Origin of the sequence: Acinetobacter sp. ANC 4648 (assembly GCF_002135345.1) — a bacterium.
Classification (GTDB): Bacteria; Pseudomonadota; Gammaproteobacteria; order Pseudomonadales; family Moraxellaceae; genus Acinetobacter.
Window position 1 is genome coordinate 648,691 of record NZ_NEGI01000001.1, and the last position, 18,580, is coordinate 667,270.

Below are 18,580 nucleotides of genomic sequence, written 5' to 3' on the forward strand. Positions count from 1 at the left end.
TTTTATTTGAAACAATGCATTCATCTGGTTTTAAGCAAAAATTCCTTTCACTTTTTGTAAAGACTGCATAAATGTATGTGTCATCGAATTTGGCAGAGAACATTTTGCTAAACGCACCCATACACTCCCAAATTGCTGAAAGAAATTTGCTTCATTATAATTTATGCCATATTCAGCACATAAAGCCTTAATCTGAGGAGCTACTTGCGCATAACGATTGGCAGGCATGTCAGGAAATAAATGATGCTCAATTTGATGACTCAAATTACCACTTAAAATATGTAAGGATTGCGTACCTGTAAAATTACTTGAACCACGGATTTGACGTAAATACCATTCCGCACGTGTTTCATTTTCCGTATTGTCTGCTTCAAAAGTCTCAGCATCCTCAGTAAAATGGCCATTAAAAATCACGGCTGAAGACCACAAACTACGAATCACATTGGCAATCGCATTCCCAGCTAAAACAGGTAAAGCATTCGGTCCTGCAATCACAGGAAAAAATACATAATCTTTTAGAATCTGACGGCGTGCTTTTTTACGAAACTTACTTGCATCTTGCCAAACCTGTTGCCAGGTTTTGGTTTTATAGATTAGTGCATCTTCCAAATGCAAATTTTGTAAGCCAACATACCATTCAAAAAACACCATCAATTGCATTGCTAAAGGAATATTCAATAAAAATCGCGGTTCCCATTTTTGCGATTCACTTACTCGCAACAAGCCATAACCAACATCGTGATCTTTGCCAACAATATTGGTATAAGTATGATGCACATAATTATGTGTGTATTTCCAATCATCACCTGCAGCCATCGTATCCCAGTCATAATTGGCACCATTCAGACTCGGATCATTGAGCCAGTCAAATTGACCATGCATCACGTTATGACCCAATTCCATATTTTCGACGATTTTGGAAATTCCCAACAAGCCTGTTCCAACCACCCAAACAGGCGGAATCCAGCCCGCAAACATCAACATACCACGTGAAGCAATTTCGCTATAACGAACAAAATTACGAATTTTATAAATGTATTGCGCATCTTGTTCACCTAGATGCTCCATTACTTCACGACGGATTGTATCAATACGACGACCAAACTCGGCTGTTTGTTCTGGACTCAAGTGTTGCGATGGACTATTTTTTGGAAAATTGACGGATATATTCATTATTTTTCTCCTACCTGATTCAAATATTTTTAAATCACAGACTGAAATTTTGAAACAACACTCCCTCAAGCTCATAGCTAAAATGAAGCCTAAAAAATATGTTTTAATTAATTTAAAGTGTCCGACCTAAAATCTTATTTTTAAAGATTGATCACCACAGGACTCACGGCCTGACTAATACATAGCTTGATTTGAGTCTGACTGGAATGATCAATTTCACCCGTCAGAATATTTTTGGTTGAACCACTCACTTTGGTACAGGTACAGGTGTTACATATGCCCATACGGCAACCATGGGTTGGTCTTAGCCCTGCCTGCTCAGCACTTTCTAGTAAATTAGATTTCGCTTCAAATTTTTGCTGTGAACGTAAAAATGTCACGGGTTGAACAGCTAAAGTTTCATCAACCATCACTTGGAAATACTCTTGCTTTAACTGCTGAGAAATTCCAAATTGCTGATAGATCTGATTTAAACTTTGCATCATCGCTTTTGCCCCACACGCATAACTTTGACGTTGCTGGAAATCTGGAACGAATCGCTGTAATAACTCAAGGGTTAGATGCTGCTTCTGCTGACTGGTGTTGACAGGATGATAGTTAAATTGAGGGTATTGCTGTACCAATTGCTCGAAATCGAGATGAAAAGCATCATCACGTGTAAAATAAATTAAATCGATATTTTGTATATTACGTGACAGTGCATCCTGTAAAAGTGCATAAATCGCGGTAATGCCACTACCTGAAGCCAGTAATAAAATAGAATGCGAACAATCGTCTAAAACAAATTCACCTTGGCTTTGTGATAATTCTACAATACTGCCAAAATCCATTTGGGTTAAAGCATTGGAAACTTTACCTTGCTGTTTCACCGCAATAAGAACATCACCATTCGCTAAAATTTTAACAATCGAATAACTACGTTGCTGACGAATACCTTCGATCACCACAGTTAAAAGTACACTCTGCCCTGCTTTAAACTGTTGTGATTTAAAATTGTGGTTCGGCCGCAGTTGAATTTGATAAAAACCTGCACTGAAAGCACGCGTTTTAATAATTGAAGCTTTAATCTTTTTCCAAGCCCAAACTGGATTGATTTTTTCAGCGATAAAATCGATAAAATCCTCACGAATCCATTCTGGCTGATACTGTATATAATGACTCATGTTGCGTTCCTCTTTGTGCTTGCTATTTATTGAGTGAACATGTGTTCTTTTAGTGAACATATGCACACTATACTCAAATTTAGCACTCAGTCAACACATGTACACTGACATTCGTCGTTTAATTTTTACCAATTTTTGATAGACTCACCGCATCCCATTAATCTTAGGTATCAGAATGTCGATTCGTGATGAACGAAAACAACAAAGCCGCCAAGCCTTATTGGACGCTGCTTTGCGTTTAAGTACCTCAGGTCGATCATTTTCGAGTATCAGTCTGCGTGAAGTTGCACGTGAAGTCGGCTTAGTGCCTACGGCTTTTTATCGACATTTTCAAGATATGGATGAATTGGGCAAAGAACTGGTCGATCAAGTCGCACTCGATTTAAAAACCATTTTGCATCAGCTTGGACAAACCTATTTAAACCAGCCTAAAACCAAGACCAAGGCTAGTTTAGAATTATTTTTTTCTGCTGTAGATCAGAATCCCGCACCTTGGATTTTTATGATTGCAGAACGCTGGGGCGGAGCTGAAGCGGTTCGCCATGCGATCTCAAGAGAAATTGACTATCTCAATCAGGACTTTGCCACTGACTTAGAAAAAATAGACAGCGTGCAACATTTTCACAATATGCATGATTTAAAAGTCTTATCGAATATCTTAATTAATCTCTCGTTTACTTGGGCAATGTCGTGGATTAGTTTAGTTCGCCAAACACCGAGTATTGAATTAGAACTCGAAAAAATGGCCTTAAAAAATCAAACAGTGACCCAAATTCAGCTTATTTTTAGAGGGATTTCAAATTGGGAACGGCCTAAAAATTAAACAACTCATTTCTGTTATCAATTTGAAGATTCATAAAATTTAAAAACCCGCTCAACGCGGGTTTTTAAATAACAATGCTTATTTACCAGTACGTTCTTTATTAATTAAATAATCAACCACTTGAGTAACTTTTTCATTTTCACCTTGCACAACATACTTACCATTAACGACTACGGCTGGTACACCAGACAATTGGTATTGTTGACCTAATTTATTCGATTCTGCAACTTTCGCGGTAATCGCAAATGAATTGTATAAGCTATTAAATTTCGCTTCAGGCACACCATATTGGGTAAAAAATTTCGCTTGTGATGCTTGATCAAAAATTTGCTGACCACTATTTACCGCATGGAATAATGGAATATGGCTATACTTGCGTACACCTAATGCTTCAGATACATAATAACCACGTGCACTTTGTTCCCAAACTTTGTTCATTGCAGCGGGCGTGCGTACAAAATACACATCTTTCGGAATTTTTTTCAACCAAGTCTGCATATATGGTTCAAGTTTGAAACAGTGTGGGCAGCCATACCAAAAGAATTCACGCACTTCAATTTTACCTGGAACAGCAGATTTCCCTGGGTTTTGAATGACGGTGTAATCTTTACCGGCAACATAATCTGCAGCCATTACCTGTGCTGAAAATGCCATGATCATGGCAGTCATGCCGCTTAAAATAAATTTTTTCATTACGCTTATTGTCCTCTCAGTCATTTTGTATAGCTTATGCACTAACTATAAAACAAATATGGGAAATTCGTTTTCCTTCTGTGAAGTTTTTTACGCGATTCATCGCTTTTTTCAGAATTATGGTTACACTAGCACAGCTTGAATTAATTTTTGATTAAAACAAATTACTCAGAGGTGTTGCTTATGTCGAAACTTAATGTTGATCCACAAGAAATTGCTAAATTTGAAGCACTTGCTGCCTTATGGTGGGATCAGCAATCTGAGTTTCGCCCTTTACACCAAATTAATCCCCTACGTTTAAATTGGGTTGATGAACATTCTGGTGGTTTAAGCGGCAAAAAAATTCTAGATGTCGGCTGTGGTGGCGGTATTCTCGCTGAAAGCATGGCGCGCCGTGGTGCCCACGTTTTGGGTATTGATATGGGTGAAGCACCATTGAATGTGGCACGCTTACATGCAGAACAAGAAAATGTCAGTAACATTGAATATCGCCAAGTACCTGTTGAACAGCTCGCAGAAGAGCAAGCTGGACAATATGATATCGTGACGTGTATGGAAATGCTTGAACACGTGCCTGATCCAGCATCCATCATTCAAGCCTGTCAAAAATTGGTTAAACCCAATGGTCATGTATTCTTCTCGACCATTAACCGCAATCCAAAAGCTTATGTATTTGCGATTATTGGTGCAGAATATGTACTGCGATTACTCAAAAAAGGCACACACGACTATCATAAATTCATTAAACCATCTGAACTTGCACATGACATCCGCAATGCAGGTTTAAGCATGAAAGACATGACCGGATTACATTACAACCCTCTCACCAAACACTACTGGTTAGCTCCAAATGTCGATGTAAACTATATGGTTTATACTCTAAATGAAGGTGTGTAATGAAAGCGGTATTGTTTGATCTTGATGGCACTTTAATTGATACCGCTGCAGATTTTATCCGTATCATTCAAGCGATGTGCCGTGAAGAAGGTCGTGATATTGTAGATGCAGATCTAATTCGAACACAGGTTTCCGAAGGCGCACGCGCTATGGTGAAATTGGTTTATCCTGAGTTAGCAGTTGAAGATCCGATCTTTCTTGCCCATCGTCAACGCTTTTTAGATATTTATGGGAATGATATTGCGGTAGATACCGATCTGTTTGAAAGCATGTATCTATTGCTAGAAGAATTAGAAGCGCATGATATTCCTTGGGGAATCGTAACCAATAAGCCGCGTTGGCTCAGTGAATCACTACTCAATGCCTTAAATTTAACTGAACGCTGTGCAGTTTTAGTGTGCCCTGAAGATGTAGCTAAAACCAAACCCGACCCAGAACCGATGTTCCTTGCAGCCAATCAGTTAAAGATTGATGCCAAACAAATTATCTATGTCGGTGATCATCCACGAGATATTGATGCAGGTCGTAACGCTAAAATGTATACGATACTCGCGGCTTATGGGTATTTACCATTGCAACACAAAGATGACTTAAACGCATGGCAAGCAGACTGTATAGTAAAAAATGTTGCTGAACTACATCAGGTCATCAATAAATTGGTAGATATCAAGCAAACAATTGCTTAAGTTAAAATTTTAAAACATCATAACAATTATAGGAGGTCTCCCATGAAGTATTCAGCATATCAACCTCGTCCAGATTTATTAAAAGATAAGATTATCTTAATTACTGGTGCAGGAGATGGTATTGGGCGAGCCGCTGCCATCAGCTATGCACTACATGGTGCAACTGTCGTATTACATGGCCGTACCTTAAATAAACTTGAAGTTATTTATGATGAAATTGAAGCTCTAGGTGCACCACAACCTGCAATTTTACCATTACAACTTTCAACTGCCAGTGCAACCGATTATGAAATCTTAGCCAATACCTTAGAACAGCAATTCGGGCGTTTAGATGGGATTCTGCATAATGCTGGTATCTTAGGTGAACGTGTAGAATTGGCGCATTATCCTGAAGATGTTTGGGATGATGTCATGGCTGTAAACTTGAGAGCGCCATTTGTTTTAACGCAAGCATTATTACCTTTATTGCAAAAATCTGAACATGCCTCTGTGGTTTTTGCAAGTTCAGGCGTAGGACGTGAAGCTCGTGCACTGTGGGGAGCTTATTCTGTTTCCAAAGTTGCGATTGAAGCAGTCAGCCAAATTTTTGCTAAAGAGAATACCTACCCCAATATTCGTTATAACTGTATTAATCCCGGTGGTACACGAACTGCAATGCGCGCCAAAGCCTATCCTGACGAAGATCCCAAAATTTTGCCCACCCCAGAAGCAATTTTACCTGGCTACCTGTACTTAATGGGCGAAGATAGCCTAGATATGAATGGCCAAAGTATTGATGCTCAAGATTAATCTAAAATAAAGCTTGCTGATTGCCCTCCCTGATTCGGAGAGGGCTCAACCTCCACCTTTAAATCTAAATATCCAATCATTATTATAAAATTATTCGGTTTTTTAAATTTATATATTCTCGTTATGATCAGCTTTAAGCCAACAACTGATTCAATTGAGGCATTGTTATGCGTGATTTAAAACGTAAAACTGAAATGATCCAATCTATTCAAGATTTACAATTACCCAATTCCCTTATTTATGCATTAAATGATGCTGAGCAAGCCCATGATATTGTTGAGGCGATCTGTTGTTTAAAAAATATCACGCAACAATGGCACTAAAGCAGATCGCATCTGATCCAAAACTCAATCCAGCAAATTCAATGGATGCCAATATCTCTGAGGATTTCATAATTTTTTACAAATTTAATTCACCTACAATATTCAAATACTTATTCGACTAAAGCATTACAATCTAATTTCTTACGATGAATTTCTTTTATCTTGTTGCAAAATATGTTCTTATTATCTCTGCATTTTTAAATGAATTGATGCTTTACCTTCACAGTTTCTCTGCAATTTCGCAGTACATTAGTGATGTGAAAAATAGCATAAATAAACGAGGGCCTAACATGAAAAATATTTTGACTATATTAGCCATTTTTTTCAGTGCATTGCTAACCAGTCATGTTGCCAATGCAGGACCCCATTTTGACAATGAACGTGGCAATGACCGAGGTCATGGTCAAAAATTTCTCGATTTCCAACAAGATGAAGATAATATTAATGAACAACGTCGCGAACGTGAAGAACGTGGTGTACGTCGTCTACAACAACATAAATGGCAAACTGGTTATGTGATGCCACAACATTATCGTGGTAATAGCTATAAAGCCGATTATAGAGACAGTAACCTTCCTAAACCATCACGTAATCAGCAATGGTATAAAATTAACAATGACTATATTTTAGTAGATTCGGATAGTAATAGTATTGTCGGAATTAAAGGAATGTAAGTAACTTTTATAATCTAATTTTTATTGATCAGCTCAAACAATCGTTTGAGCTTTTTTGCTTTATCGGGTTCAATTCACTTAGTTTCAGTCTGTAAGCTACATTCCTCCATGAAATCTTCATACATTTCACAATTCAACTAAATCTCCCTCACCGTTTATCTCCAATTATTGCGTAACTTGATCTCATCGAAGGACAAAAGTTAATTTAAGGTGAGTCACATGAAAAAAGTTTTAACTGCTATCGCGTTATCGCTGAGTGCCATGATTGCCACGTCTGCAATAGCAGCACCACAAGATTATCAGGATAATCGCCATTATTCACAGCCAAACCACTGGAATAATCAATATAATCAGCACAACAATAATCGCTACGAACATGACCGTTATGATCGTTATAACAACCGAGTAAACCCAAGCCGTGAATGGCGTTCAGGGCAATATTTACCGAATCAATTCAGCTCATCACGTTATCAAGTCAACTATAAAAACGACCGCCATTTACCTAAACCAGGGCGATATCAGCAATGGTATAAAATTAATGGTGACTACGTGTTAGTGAATGAACGTAACCACAAAATTATTCGAATCATTGGCTAAACCTTATTCTTACTAAAATTAACAGATAATTTTAGTGAGATGATATTTTTTGACAGCAAACAATTCAATTGATGTACTAGCCCCCTTATACCCTGAGTAAAAATCTACTTTTCTCAAGGTATAAAAGGGCTTTTTTTTCATCTACTATTCCGTAATTCTGTTTTTTGTTTAGAATCAGCAGAACACTCCTCATTTTTTCATTGGAATAGGCATGCAAACTGACGCTTTAGAAACAATACACAGCACAACTCAGCAATATGTGCATTGGTTTCGTCATTCTGCACCCTATATCAATGCACATCGTGGTAAAACCTTTGTACTAATGTTTGGTGGTGAAGCGGTACAACATGAAAATTTTCAACATATTATTCATGATATTGCCCTGCTCCATTCACTTGGCATTCGCTTGATTTTGGTACACGGCGCGCGTCCACAAATTAATGCAAATCTGAAAGAAAAAGGTATCCAAAGTCCCATTCATATCAACCGTCGAGTAACCACTCGAGAAGCTTTGCCCTGTATCATGAGTGCAGTCGGTTCCATCCGATTACAGATTGAAGCATTATTGTCGATGGGTCTCGCCAATTCACCCATGTTCGGTGCGCGCATTGATGTTGTCTCTGGAAATTTTGTCACGGCAAAACCGTATGGCATCCGCGATGGAATAGATTTCCAACTGACAGGTGAAGTCCGTAGCATTGATACCGAAGCGATTCAACGCCATTTAGATAATCATAATATCGTAGTATTGGGTGCAACGGGTTATTCCACTACTGGAGAAGTCTTTAATCTACTGGCTGAAGAAGTCGCCACCAAAACAGCTATTCATATTAAAGCCGATAAGTTAATTTTTTTAGGTCAGCAGCAAGGTTTATTAGATGAACATGGGCAGCTACTACGTGAAATCACCCCACAGCAACTTGATCAGCACATTATGCAATATCAAGATGCTCATTTTGAGATTGCCTTGCATCTACATAATGCTAAAGCCGCTTCATTAAAAGGGGTGCATCGTGTGCATTTGCTGTCCTATGCCTATGATGGTGCTTTAATTGAAGAGTTATTTACCCGAGATGGTCATGGTACGATGATCACAGATGCGCATTATGAAGAAGTACGCATGGCCAATATTGGTGATGTCGGTGGTTTAATGAACTTACTTCGTCCACTCGAAGAAGAAGGTATTTTGGTCTACCGCTCTCGCGAACGCCTAGAAAGTGAAATTGAACAGTTTGCAGTTATTGAGCGCGATGGGACAATTCTAGCGTGTGCAGCGCTATACCCGATTCCTACAGCAGTCAATGAAATTCAATCCGCAGAAATCGCCTGTGTTGCTGTACATCCAAGTTACCGAAAGTCCAATCGTGGCAGCCAAATTTTGTATTTTTTAGAAGAAAAAGCACATCATCTGGGAATTCAACAGCTGTTTGTTCTGACTACACGCACAGCACATTGGTTCTTAGAACATGGCTTTGTAAGCGCAAGTGTCGATGATCTGCCTGAAGCACGCCAAGCGTTATACAACTATCAACGTAATTCAATGGTTTTTAAAAAAATGATTTAGAGCTCAATATACGAACCTGCATTATCTTAATTTTTATTAAGCATATACGCAATTCAGCACTAAAACTCTAGCATCGTGAGATACGGGGATGTATTCGGTAGATCCCTGTACTCTTTATGTTGTAAAAATACAATGAACATAAAATTATTAATAAAAACAATACTATCGACTCTATTTCCCTAATTCATATTTTTAGATAAATTTTTCACATTTCATTTTATCTTTTTTATTCATGACTAAAGCCTGAAATCTTATTTTTTTTAAAATAAAAAGCCGTTTAGCGTATGTGCTTATTCAGCATTTACCTTAAAGGAGAGGCTCATGCAGCGCAATACCCCCCTATTTTTAAAAACAATTTCGGTATTAAGTTTGGGTGTTGCAAGTGTAATGCTGCTTTCTGCTTGTGCAAAAAAAACTGAAGTTACTACGCTCAATATTGGCTATCAAAAATACGGATTATTACCAATTATTAAAATCCGCGGGGACTTAGATAAAGCCTTAAAGCAACAAGGTATCAAAATTAAATGGGTAGAGTTTCCTGCAGGTCCTCAGCTACTTGAAGGCTTGAATGTCGGCAGTGTTTCTTTAGGTGAGGCTGGTGAAGCCCCCCCCAATTTTCGCACAGGCAGCCAATGCAGATTTGGTATATATCGCGAATCAGCCAGCAGCGCCTCTGGCAGAAGCATTGATTGTTCCGCAAAATTCAACCATTAAATCAATTCAAGATTTGAAAGGTAAACGTGTCGTTTTAAACAAAGGTTCAAACGTTCATTACCTACTCTTGAAAGTTTTAGAAGCGAATCATTTAAAACTCGAAGATATTCAAGTGGTGTATTTACCCCCTGCCGATGCACGCGCAGCTTTTGAAAAAGGTGCTGTCGATGCTTGGGTAATTTGGGATCCGTTCTTTGCTGCGGCTGAACAACAACTTGGTGCAAAAGTGCTGGCGACAGGGCAACACTTAGTCAGTAATCACCAATTTTATTTAGCAGATCGTAAATTTGCTGAAACACATCCTGAAATTTTAAAAACAGTCGTAAATGAACTGAATGCAACTACCCAGTGGGTTCAATCGCATCAAAATGATGCTGCAAAATTATTAGAAAAACCTACTGGTTTACCTTTGAGCGTACTGAATACTTCTATTTCTCGTATGGGTTTTGGCGTTCAGCCCATTTCAAACGATGTCGTAAAAGAACAGCAATATGTCGCTGATGCTTTTTATCAACAAAAACTCATTCCACATAAAATCAATATTCAAGCCGCTATTTTGGCTTATTAAAAGTTAGAAAATACACAGACGAGAGGATCAATACATGACTCAATATCTTGCACAGCATCAAGCGGCAACTCGGTTACATAAATCAGCTTATAGCATAACGGCTATGTTCATTGGCTGTGCAATGTTGAGCTCTACAGCGGCTTGGGCTGTTGATCCAAGTGTAAAACAATTACGAATTGGTTTTCAAAAAAGCTCAATTAATTTTGCCATTGCTAAGCAACAGAAGTTATATGAGAAAGAATTTCCCAACGCAAAAATTACTTGGAATGAATTCCCAGCAGGCCCACAAATTTTAGAAGCACTGGCGGTAGGCTCTTTAGATATTGGCGTTACCGGTGATACACCACCAGTTTATGCTCAAGCTGCTCATAAGCCACTGTACTATATTGCTTATGAAGCAGCGAAGCCTTTAGCTTCGGCCATTTTAGTACCTAAAAACTCACAATTGACTCAACTCAATCAACTTAAAGGCAAGCGTATAGCCCTTCAAAAAGGCTCTAGTGCACATTATTTATTGGTACAAGCTGTCGCTAAAGCTGGTTTGCAATGGTCAGATATTCAGCCTATTTGGCTAACTCCTGCCGATGCCCGTGCAGCCTTCCAAAAAGGTGCAGTAGATGCTTGGGCAATTTGGGATCCGTACTTTGCGTCTACTCAACTGGAAGATCAAGCCAAAATTTTAGTTTCAGGTAAAGACTTGAGTCCAAACTATACCTTTTATTTAGCAGCACCTAATTTTGTCAAACAGCATCCTCAAGCAATAAAAGACATCATTCAACAAATTAATGTCGCTGATCAATGGGTACAAAAGCATAAAGATGAAACAGCACAATTAATTGCTGAAAGTACTGGGTTAAAGCCTCAAGTCAGTCAAATTTTTATTGATCGACGTCCTATACCCTCTTATGCAGCCCCACTAACTGCAAAAGTCATTGCAGATCAACAACAACTCGCCAATCGCTTTAGCGAACTTAAAATTATTCCAAACAGTATCAATATCAAACAAGCAGTTTGGACGGGTAAAGCACTTTAACGCATATAAATTTCGAAGGATGAAATACATGAAAATTTTCTGGTTTATTCCCACTCACGGTGACAGTCGTTATTTAGGTACGAGTAAAGGTGCTCGTCAGGTGGATCATACTTATATGAAACAGATTGCTGTAGCGGTTGATCACCTAGGCTATGAAGGTGTTCTCATACCCACTGGGCGTTCTTGTGAGGATCCATGGATTACCGCAGCCAGTCTCATTGATGCCACTCAAAATTTAAAATTCCTCGTCGCCCTTCGTCCAGGTATTACAACACCTGCTTTAGCTGCACGTATGGCGGCAACTTTTGACCGTCTATCCAATGGGCGCGTTTTGCTGAATTTGGTAACAGGGGGTGATGAACAAGAACTAAAAGGTGATGGCCTATATGAAGATCATGCCACACGTTATAAAACCGCCGCAGAATATGTGAAAATTTGGCGTGAAATTTTAACGCGCTCACATACTGGCGAATCTTTTACTTTCCATGGTGAACGCCTACAAGTAGACGATGCAAAACTGCTTTATCCACCCATACAGGCACCTTATCCACCACTGTGGTTTGGTGGCTCTTCAGATGATGCTATCGATTTAGCAACAGATCAGGTCGATACTTATTTAACTTGGGGTGAGCCTCCTGCTGCAGTGAAAGAAAAAATTGCCAATGTCAAAGCCAAAGCTCATGCTAAAGGTCGCACACTCAATTACGGTATTCGTTTACATGTCATTGTTCGTGAAACCAATGAACAAGCTTGGGCTGCTGCCAATGAATTAATTCAATATGTCGATGATGCTACCATTGTGACGGCCCAACAAAAATTTAAACAAATGGATTCAGTCGGTCAGCGCCGTATGGCGGAATTACATAATGGTGATCGTTCTAAATTAGAAGTATCTCCCAACCTTTGGGCAGGTGTTGGTTTAGTTCGTGGAGGTGCAGGAACTGCTTTAGTTGGTGACCCGCAAACTGTTGCCGATCGTATTGAGGAATATGCAGATCTCGGTATTGATACCTTTATTTTTTCAGGCTATCCACATTTAGAAGAATCGATTCGATTCGCAGAATTGGTCTTCCCTTTATTGCCCTTAGCAACACGTAAAAAATTAGCTCAACCCAATTTAACTGGGCCTTTTGGTGAAATTATTGCCAACAACTATGCTCCTGATGCAACCAAACAGCAAAAACATCTTCAGGAGTTCGCATGAATGCTCTAATCGTAAAAAATAAAAAAAGCGTCGTTTCACGTGGAACGAAACAGCTCGTACAACATTTATTGCCTTGGATTGTTCCACTATTACTCATTCTGGTTTGGCAAATCGCCTCCAAATCAGGGTTATTAGAAAGTCGTATTTTGCCAGCTCCCACTGCTGTCATTTCAGCATTTTGGACATTACTGATCAGTGGTGAACTTTGGCAACATGTCAAAGTCAGTGCAGGTCGTGCCCTACTTGGTTTATTGGTGGGTGGTGGGTTAGGTTTAGTACTTGGGCTGTTAAATGGTTCCTCTAAAATTGCGTCTCATTTGTTAGATACCACATTACAAATGATTCGTAACATTCCTGCTTTAGCATTAATCCCATTGGTGATTTTATGGTTCGGCATCGATGAATCTGCCAAATTATTTCTAGTGGCAATTGGGGTGTTTTTCCCCATTTACATCAATACTTACCACGGTATTCGTTCTGTTGATCCCCAACTTATTGAAATGGGAAAAAGCTATGGCTTAACCCAATGGCAATTGTATAAAGAAATTATATTACCCGGTGCAATGCCTTCAATTTTAGTCGGACTACGCTTTGCACTTGGACTGGTCTGGGTCTTATTGATTGTGGCAGAAACCATTTCTGCACAATCTGGTATTGGTTATATGACTATGAATGCACGAGAATTTTTACAAACCGATATCGTCCTCGTCGGCATTCTGTTGTACGCATTTCTTGGTAAATTTGCAGATGTTTTTGCTCAATATCTTGAAAAATATTTACTGCGTTGGCACGCGGGTTATCAACAATAAAAAGGAAAGCTCATGACTGATTTAAGCATAAGCCAATATGTAAGTGATTTCATTCCAATGACTCCTGAGAAAAATAGCACCTCACATAAAGTGGGAGCAGAAATTAATATTGAACAACTGCATAAATTTTATGGTGAGGTCAAAGTTTTAGAAGATTTAGATCTGCATATAGCAGCAGGTGAGTTTGTTGCGATTGTCGGTCGGAGTGGTTGTGGTAAAAGTACTCTACTTCGTTTAATTGCTGATTTAGAACAACCCAGTTATGGTGAGATTAAATTCAAATCGATAAAAAATTTCCGTGAAGGAATTACTGCAGATGATATTCGAGTCATGTTTCAAGACCCTCGACTGTTGCCGTGGAAAAATATTCTAAAAAATGTGCAACTTGGCCTTGATAAAACACAACATACAAAAGCTGCACAACTTTTAGAAACAGTTGGCTTAAAAGATAAAGCACACCTGTGGCCATCACAACTATCTGGTGGTCAACGGCAGCGTATCGCTTTGGCTCGTGCACTCTCACATACACCGCGTGTTTTGCTTTTAGATGAGCCATTGGGTGCTTTGGATGCTTTGACCCGTTTAGAGATGCAAAGTTTGATTGAAAGACTCTGGCAAGAACAAGGTTTGACCACCATTTTAGTCACGCATGATGTCAGTGAAGCAGTACAATTAGCTGATCGTATCATTCTGCTCGACAAAGGACATATTGCACAACAATTTAATATTAACTTGCCACGTCCTAGGCAAAAAGGTGCTCAATTTGCTGAATTTGAACAACAGGTTCTACATGCCGTTCTAGCAACTTAAAATTTAACAGCAGCAACTGATTATTCTAAATTAATGTTGCTGCTATTCTTCAATTGATTCGATCAAAAAAACAATATGCGTTGTGCTGAATAAAGTTTAAGCATAACCATTAGTTTAAAAAGCTAAGCTTCTGATTTAGCCCCAATTCAGTGCAGAAGTTTCAAATAGGCAATATCTTACAAGTCAATGATGCCAGCAGAATATAGACTGTCGGAATAATGATAAAATAGTATGATCATCTGTGCACAAATCAAACATTTTACCGTACAATTTAAAATTCCTTTTAAATGCAATTTCATAAGATGGAACAAAAAAAGAGTACTCAAAAAAGACAGCAACTTTTAGCGGCTGCATTAGATGTATTTTCACTCTACGGTTTTAATGGTGCAAGTTTAGATGAGATCGCACAACTTGCAGAAATGCATAAGTCTAATATTTTCTATTACTATGAAAATAAAGAAGCATTATATGTTGAGGTCTTAACTACCGTCATGCAAAAATGGCTTGCTCCATTACAAATGTTGGAATCTGAATTAGAACCTGCTGAAGCATTGAGTCATTATTTAATGACAAAAATTGAAATTTCACGTACTCAACCTAAAGCCTCTAAACTGTTTGCTTTAGAAATTATTCAAGGTGCTCCACATATTTTGCCAATATTAAAAGGCCCTTTGAAAAAATTATTTAAACGTAAAGCGAAAGTCATTTTAAATTGGCAAGAGCAAGGAAAAATTTCAGATCAAATTGATGCTGAATTACTGATCTTAAATATTTGGGGATTAACTCAAAATTATGCAGATTTCAGTACTCAAATAGAAATGGTGACTGGCAAAACCTTAAAAAATCGCAGTATGTATCAACGTGCCGTTGAACATACAATCCATATGCTTTTATATGGAATTTTACCGCGCACTAAATAAAATTTAAATTACTCTCATCTAAAAATGATCCTCTCAGATGAGTTTATTTTGGCATACGACCATAATTAACTGTGGTCGCCGAACTAAAAATATACAGCCTCAGATACTTTCTTATAAACTTTTATAAAGTACTAATAACTTCTGAGCACCCAATAATAAATTAGCTTCCCAATCTAAATGTGCAGTGTCGTTCGCACCATCAGTAATATATTTGACCGAAACCAAACGCACACCGAGCTTTTTACATACCTTCGCGATGGCATAACCCTCCATATCGACCAAATGACAGTCGACCTTAGGTTTTCCTATTTCAAAGTTATCTCCTGTACCACAAATTCCTTGAGGAAGATGCTTAAAATAAGGCTCAAGGTCTATCGCACCAGGATAATCATCATCCATCGGTGTCACGCCCACTTCAAAACCAAGCGGAGAAACATCCATATCGCGTTGTACAAAACAACTGACCTCAACTAAGTCATGTGCATTAAATATCGGACTCCCCGCTGTTCCTAAATTCAATAAGGTTTTACAGCCAGTTTTTTGAATGACATCAAATGCTTTAAATGCTGCATTTACTTTGCCAATACCACTATAGTGAACATGGATATTTTCTTGTTCGAATAAACCTTTAGATTCATTTGGCAGTGCCATTATTAAGGCTAAATCATGTTTCATATACGGAGCATCTTAAAAACTTAACGATATTAAAATCCAAAAAATAAAATCGTGCAAATCTGAGATATAAAAAATCCTCCTTTTTAAAGGAGGATTTTTGGCTGCTCAAAAGCTTATTGTTTTTCTAAAAAACTTTTTAAACATGGAGAGAAAAATAAATAACCTGCATACATTCCCTGCAATGTTTTACGCATAACCATGATCCAGAGCATCATTAGAATTGCTGCAAAAGCCAAACCAATATCTTGCAAAAACTGAGCATCAATCTGATGTGCAAGGTTTAAGATTGCGAGGGTAAATACACCCAATGGGAAAGTCAGTCCCCACCAACCCAAATTAAAGGGTAAGCCTTTCTTTACGTGAGTGAGAGTAGTGAATACGGCAATCGCAAACCACCAAATACCAAAACCAAGCAAGATAAAGCTACCTAAAATACCCGCATGTTGAAAGAATACACCTAAACTTTCTAAACCAAATGCTTGTAAAACATGTGGTGCTTGAGCACCCAAAACCAATAAAGCCAATGCACCGGTACCAATTGGGCCTAAAGCTAACCAACCAGTGATAGCTAACTCTCGACTTGGCAACTGATGTAGTGCTAAACGCAACATCAAAATGGTTAGAATGGCAAAGGCAGGAAGTACTGACATGCCCCATAACATATAGCTACCAAACAAAGTACCCAAAGCCTGTTGACCTACAGCAAGATGTTGTACCAATAAGCCACCTGAGGTTGCTGCGACTTCACAGGCAACAATGGGCAATAACCACATCGCTGTCATATTCTGCAATTGATGTTCCTGACGGCTATACATACAAAATGGAACACCAATACCAATCACGATGGCGAGCACAACATCCACGTACCAAAGTACTTGTGCAACATCAACCGCAATATCACCATATAGAGGTAGACCAAACTTTAACAAGCCATTAATCACCGTTGCCAAGCCCATCGGAATAGCACCTAAAAAGAGTGCCATCGTTGGATGAGAAAAAACCTGCTTGGCTTCTTGAGGATAAAAATACCAGCGTAGAAGATAGAGCAACGTAAATGTAATAAATAAAAGCGTATTAAATTGCCATAACCATGTCGCCAATTGCAGCAAAAATACATGAGCAAATGGAAACTCAGGTAAAATCAATGCAACCACACCTGTACCCATAGTTACAGTAAACCAGTTTGGCGTAAACTGACGGATCACATCACGGGGCTGGGCTAACTGATAAAATGGCATTTTCATCGCTTGAATCCTCATAAAAGCAGATAAGCTTATTATAGAATGTTATAATAATAAGTAAAATTGATTTATATTTATACAATGAATCAGAATTATTGATATATAATTTTTTGAGTAAAAACACAACAACGAGACGAAATTGTGCGATTATGGCAATATATCCTTTCAAATTTTAAGCTTATTTTGAAATCATGAAGCTGTTACGTCTAAATGCTTTAGCGCCGAACTTACAATTGCCAAAAACTGCAGTGACGATTGGCAATTTTGATGGTGTCCATTTGGGACATCAAACCATGATTTCGCAATTAAAAGACATTGCCCAAACTCAAGGTTTAAAAACTACGGTCATCATATTTGAGCCACAGCCTTTAGAATTTTTTAAAGGATACGATGCACCTCCGCGGATTAGCTCCCTTCGAGAAAAAGTAGAATATCTCTCTGAACTGGGCGTAGATTATATTGCAATTGCAAAATTTGATAATAAATTCCGTAGTTTAAGTGCTGAAGCTTTCGCAGAGATACTCAAAAACAAACTCAACACTCAAAGTTTAGTTTTAGGTGATGACTTTCATTTCGGTAAAAATCGTCAAGGCAACAGTGAGTTTTTAAAACAATACGGCTTTGAAGTTACTAATTTAAATACCATAGAGTTTGAAGGTGAACGTGTCAGTTCAACCCGTATTCGTCAGGTTTTACAAGCAGGTGACTTAGCACTTGCAGCTAAACTATTGGGTCGCCCCTATAGCATGATTGGTCGCGTACAATACGGTGATCAAATTGGGCGCACGCTGAACTTTCCAACGATTAATGTCCGTTTAGGCCGTCATAAACCGTGTTTAAACGGTATTTATGCCACTGAAGTGATTTGTGAAACAACTTCGCTCACAGCTAAAGTGAAAAATAATGATCCTGAAAAATCAGGGATCTTAGGCTATCAGTCTGATGCTCTATTTGGAGCAGGTCATGTCGGAACACGCCCAGCAATCAAACAGCAACATCCAGAGTGGAGATTAGAAGTTCATTTCCCTGCTGTTTCTGCTAATCTGTACGGTCTGTTAATGCGAGTGACGTTCTTGCACTATTTACATGGTGAAAAGAACTATCCTTCGCTAGAAGCACTTCAAGCTGGAATTGATGATGATGTTGTAAAACTCCTTGAGTTTCGCAAAAGCACCCCAAAATTTCCTTTTTAATTCTTATTTTTATTGTAAAACGCGTCAGCAA

19 protein-coding genes and 1 pseudogene are annotated in these 18,580 nt (G+C 38.5%); 15 read left to right on the top strand and 5 right to left on the bottom strand.

Features of this window, described 5'->3' with window-relative positions:
- Nucleotides 1-30: 30 nt before the first annotated feature.
- Both B9T27_RS03035 and B9T27_RS03040 read right to left on the bottom strand, forming a co-directional pair.
- Nucleotides 31-1,173, bottom strand: a complete 1,143-nt coding sequence (locus tag B9T27_RS03035) for a fatty acid desaturase family protein (protein ID WP_086205356.1) — start codon at nt 1,171-1,173, stop codon at nt 31-33.
- 140 nt (nt 1,174-1,313) lie between these two features.
- The gene (locus B9T27_RS03040; protein WP_086205357.1) at nt 1,314-2,336 is read right to left on the bottom strand and encodes a flavin reductase family protein; all 1,023 of its coding nucleotides are present in this window, start codon (nt 2,334-2,336) and stop codon (nt 1,314-1,316) included.
- A gap of 175 nt (nt 2,337-2,511) precedes the next feature.
- Here B9T27_RS03040 and B9T27_RS03045 point away from each other — a divergent pair, with 175 nt between their 5' ends.
- Nucleotides 2,512-3,159, top strand: coding sequence for a TetR family transcriptional regulator (locus tag B9T27_RS03045; RefSeq protein WP_086205358.1), 648 nt, complete (start codon nt 2,512-2,514; stop codon nt 3,157-3,159).
- A gap of 78 nt (nt 3,160-3,237) precedes the next feature.
- On the opposite strand, the gene B9T27_RS03050 is transcribed toward B9T27_RS03045, so the two are convergent.
- On the bottom strand, nt 3,238-3,852 hold the full coding sequence (locus B9T27_RS03050) for a thiol:disulfide interchange protein DsbA/DsbL (RefSeq protein WP_086205359.1): 615 nt from the start codon (nt 3,850-3,852) through the stop codon (nt 3,238-3,240).
- Nucleotides 3,853-4,035: 183 nt separating this feature from the next.
- Here B9T27_RS03050 and ubiG point away from each other — a divergent pair, with 183 nt between their 5' ends.
- The 13 genes and pseudogenes from ubiG (at nt 4,036) to B9T27_RS03110 (ending at nt 15,440) form a co-directional block, all read left to right on the top strand.
- Complete coding sequence (ubiG, locus tag B9T27_RS03055; RefSeq protein WP_086205360.1) at nt 4,036-4,749, top strand: bifunctional 2-polyprenyl-6-hydroxyphenol methylase/3-demethylubiquinol 3-O-methyltransferase UbiG; 714 nt, start codon at nt 4,036-4,038, stop codon at nt 4,747-4,749.
- Nucleotides 4,749-5,435 (top strand): HAD family hydrolase, encoded by a 687-nt coding sequence (locus B9T27_RS03060; RefSeq protein WP_086205361.1) that lies wholly within the window; start codon nt 4,749-4,751, stop codon nt 5,433-5,435. Before ubiG ends, B9T27_RS03060 begins: the two co-directional genes overlap by 1 nt.
- Nucleotides 5,436-5,477: 42 nt before the next feature.
- Nucleotides 5,478-6,224 (top strand): YciK family oxidoreductase, encoded by a 747-nt coding sequence (locus tag B9T27_RS03065; protein ID WP_086205362.1) that lies wholly within the window; start codon nt 5,478-5,480, stop codon nt 6,222-6,224.
- 167 nt (nt 6,225-6,391) lie between these two features.
- Nucleotides 6,392-6,547, top strand: a complete 156-nt coding sequence (locus B9T27_RS14820) for a hypothetical protein (RefSeq protein WP_171263301.1) — start codon at nt 6,392-6,394, stop codon at nt 6,545-6,547.
- A 290-nt stretch (nt 6,548-6,837) separates the two neighbouring features.
- Entirely contained in the window at nt 6,838-7,221 is a 384-nt protein-coding gene (locus B9T27_RS03070; protein ID WP_086205363.1) for an RcnB family protein, read from the top strand.
- Between the two features lie 219 nt (nt 7,222-7,440).
- Complete coding sequence (locus B9T27_RS03075; protein WP_086205364.1) at nt 7,441-7,818, top strand: RcnB family protein; 378 nt, start codon at nt 7,441-7,443, stop codon at nt 7,816-7,818.
- A 211-nt stretch (nt 7,819-8,029) separates the two neighbouring features.
- Entirely contained in the window at nt 8,030-9,382 is a 1,353-nt protein-coding gene (argA, locus tag B9T27_RS03080) for an amino-acid N-acetyltransferase (RefSeq protein WP_086205365.1), read from the top strand.
- Between the two features lie 321 nt (nt 9,383-9,703).
- Nucleotides 9,704-10,664: pseudogene (locus B9T27_RS03085) on the top strand (sulfonate ABC transporter substrate-binding protein).
- Nucleotides 10,665-10,767: 103 nt separating this feature from the next.
- The gene (locus tag B9T27_RS03090) at nt 10,768-11,697 is read left to right on the top strand and encodes a sulfonate ABC transporter substrate-binding protein (RefSeq protein WP_228146133.1); all 930 of its coding nucleotides are present in this window, start codon (nt 10,768-10,770) and stop codon (nt 11,695-11,697) included.
- Nucleotides 11,698-11,725: 28 nt separating this feature from the next.
- Nucleotides 11,726-12,901, top strand: coding sequence for an FMNH2-dependent alkanesulfonate monooxygenase (gene ssuD, locus B9T27_RS03095; RefSeq protein WP_086205367.1), 1,176 nt, complete (start codon nt 11,726-11,728; stop codon nt 12,899-12,901).
- Entirely contained in the window at nt 12,898-13,710 is an 813-nt protein-coding gene (gene ssuC, locus B9T27_RS03100; RefSeq protein WP_086205368.1) for an aliphatic sulfonate ABC transporter permease SsuC, read from the top strand. Before ssuD ends, ssuC begins: the two co-directional genes overlap by 4 nt.
- Nucleotides 13,711-13,722: 12 nt before the next feature.
- Nucleotides 13,723-14,520: an ATP-binding cassette domain-containing protein gene (locus B9T27_RS03105; protein WP_086205369.1), complete on the top strand. Its 798-nt coding sequence runs from the start codon at nt 13,723-13,725 to the stop codon at nt 14,518-14,520.
- Nucleotides 14,521-14,807: 287 nt separating this feature from the next.
- Nucleotides 14,808-15,440: a TetR/AcrR family transcriptional regulator gene (locus B9T27_RS03110; protein WP_171263302.1), complete on the top strand. Its 633-nt coding sequence runs from the start codon at nt 14,808-14,810 to the stop codon at nt 15,438-15,440.
- Nucleotides 15,441-15,551: 111 nt separating this feature from the next.
- Here the strand turns inward: B9T27_RS03110 and B9T27_RS03115 are convergent, their stop codons facing one another.
- Both B9T27_RS03115 and B9T27_RS03120 read right to left on the bottom strand, forming a co-directional pair.
- Nucleotides 15,552-16,115: a 5'-nucleosidase gene (locus B9T27_RS03115; RefSeq protein ID WP_086205371.1), complete on the bottom strand. Its 564-nt coding sequence runs from the start codon at nt 16,113-16,115 to the stop codon at nt 15,552-15,554.
- Between the two features lie 113 nt (nt 16,116-16,228).
- Nucleotides 16,229-17,359 carry a TDT family transporter gene (locus B9T27_RS03120; RefSeq protein WP_086205372.1) on the bottom strand — a complete coding sequence of 377 codons (1,131 nt, stop codon included), beginning with the start codon at nt 17,357-17,359 and terminating at the stop codon, nt 16,229-16,231.
- A gap of 188 nt (nt 17,360-17,547) precedes the next feature.
- Between B9T27_RS03120 and ribF the strand changes: the two genes are divergently transcribed.
- Nucleotides 17,548-18,549 (top strand): riboflavin biosynthesis protein RibF, encoded by a 1,002-nt coding sequence (ribF, locus tag B9T27_RS03125; RefSeq protein WP_086205373.1) that lies wholly within the window; start codon nt 17,548-17,550, stop codon nt 18,547-18,549.
- The last annotated feature ends 31 nt before the right edge of the window (nt 18,550-18,580 follow it).

Coding starts and splice junctions, on each gene's coding strand:
- B9T27_RS03035 (WP_086205356.1), bottom strand. CDS start 1,173: ATGAATATATCCGTCAATTTTCCAAAAAATAGTCCATCGCAACACTTG.
- B9T27_RS03040 (WP_086205357.1), bottom strand. CDS start 2,336: ATGAGTCATTATATACAGTATCAGCCAGAATGGATTCGTGAGGATTTT.
- B9T27_RS03045 (WP_086205358.1), top strand. CDS start 2,512: ATGTCGATTCGTGATGAACGAAAACAACAAAGCCGCCAAGCCTTATTG.
- B9T27_RS03050 (WP_086205359.1), bottom strand. CDS start 3,852: ATGAAAAAATTTATTTTAAGCGGCATGACTGCCATGATCATGGCATTT.
- ubiG (WP_086205360.1), top strand. CDS start 4,036: ATGTCGAAACTTAATGTTGATCCACAAGAAATTGCTAAATTTGAAGCA.
- B9T27_RS03060 (WP_086205361.1), top strand. CDS start 4,749: ATGAAAGCGGTATTGTTTGATCTTGATGGCACTTTAATTGATACCGCT.
- B9T27_RS03065 (WP_086205362.1), top strand. CDS start 5,478: ATGAAGTATTCAGCATATCAACCTCGTCCAGATTTATTAAAAGATAAG.
- B9T27_RS14820 (WP_171263301.1), top strand. CDS start 6,392: ATGCGTGATTTAAAACGTAAAACTGAAATGATCCAATCTATTCAAGAT.
- B9T27_RS03070 (WP_086205363.1), top strand. CDS start 6,838: ATGAAAAATATTTTGACTATATTAGCCATTTTTTTCAGTGCATTGCTA.
- B9T27_RS03075 (WP_086205364.1), top strand. CDS start 7,441: ATGAAAAAAGTTTTAACTGCTATCGCGTTATCGCTGAGTGCCATGATT.
- argA (WP_086205365.1), top strand. CDS start 8,030: ATGCAAACTGACGCTTTAGAAACAATACACAGCACAACTCAGCAATAT.
- B9T27_RS03090 (WP_228146133.1), top strand. CDS start 10,768: ATGTTCATTGGCTGTGCAATGTTGAGCTCTACAGCGGCTTGGGCTGTT.
- ssuD (WP_086205367.1), top strand. CDS start 11,726: ATGAAAATTTTCTGGTTTATTCCCACTCACGGTGACAGTCGTTATTTA.
- ssuC (WP_086205368.1), top strand. CDS start 12,898: ATGAATGCTCTAATCGTAAAAAATAAAAAAAGCGTCGTTTCACGTGGA.
- B9T27_RS03105 (WP_086205369.1), top strand. CDS start 13,723: ATGACTGATTTAAGCATAAGCCAATATGTAAGTGATTTCATTCCAATG.
- B9T27_RS03110 (WP_171263302.1), top strand. CDS start 14,808: ATGCAATTTCATAAGATGGAACAAAAAAAGAGTACTCAAAAAAGACAG.
- B9T27_RS03115 (WP_086205371.1), bottom strand. CDS start 16,115: ATGAAACATGATTTAGCCTTAATAATGGCACTGCCAAATGAATCTAAA.
- B9T27_RS03120 (WP_086205372.1), bottom strand. CDS start 17,359: ATGAAAATGCCATTTTATCAGTTAGCCCAGCCCCGTGATGTGATCCGT.
- ribF (WP_086205373.1), top strand. CDS start 17,548: ATGAAGCTGTTACGTCTAAATGCTTTAGCGCCGAACTTACAATTGCCA.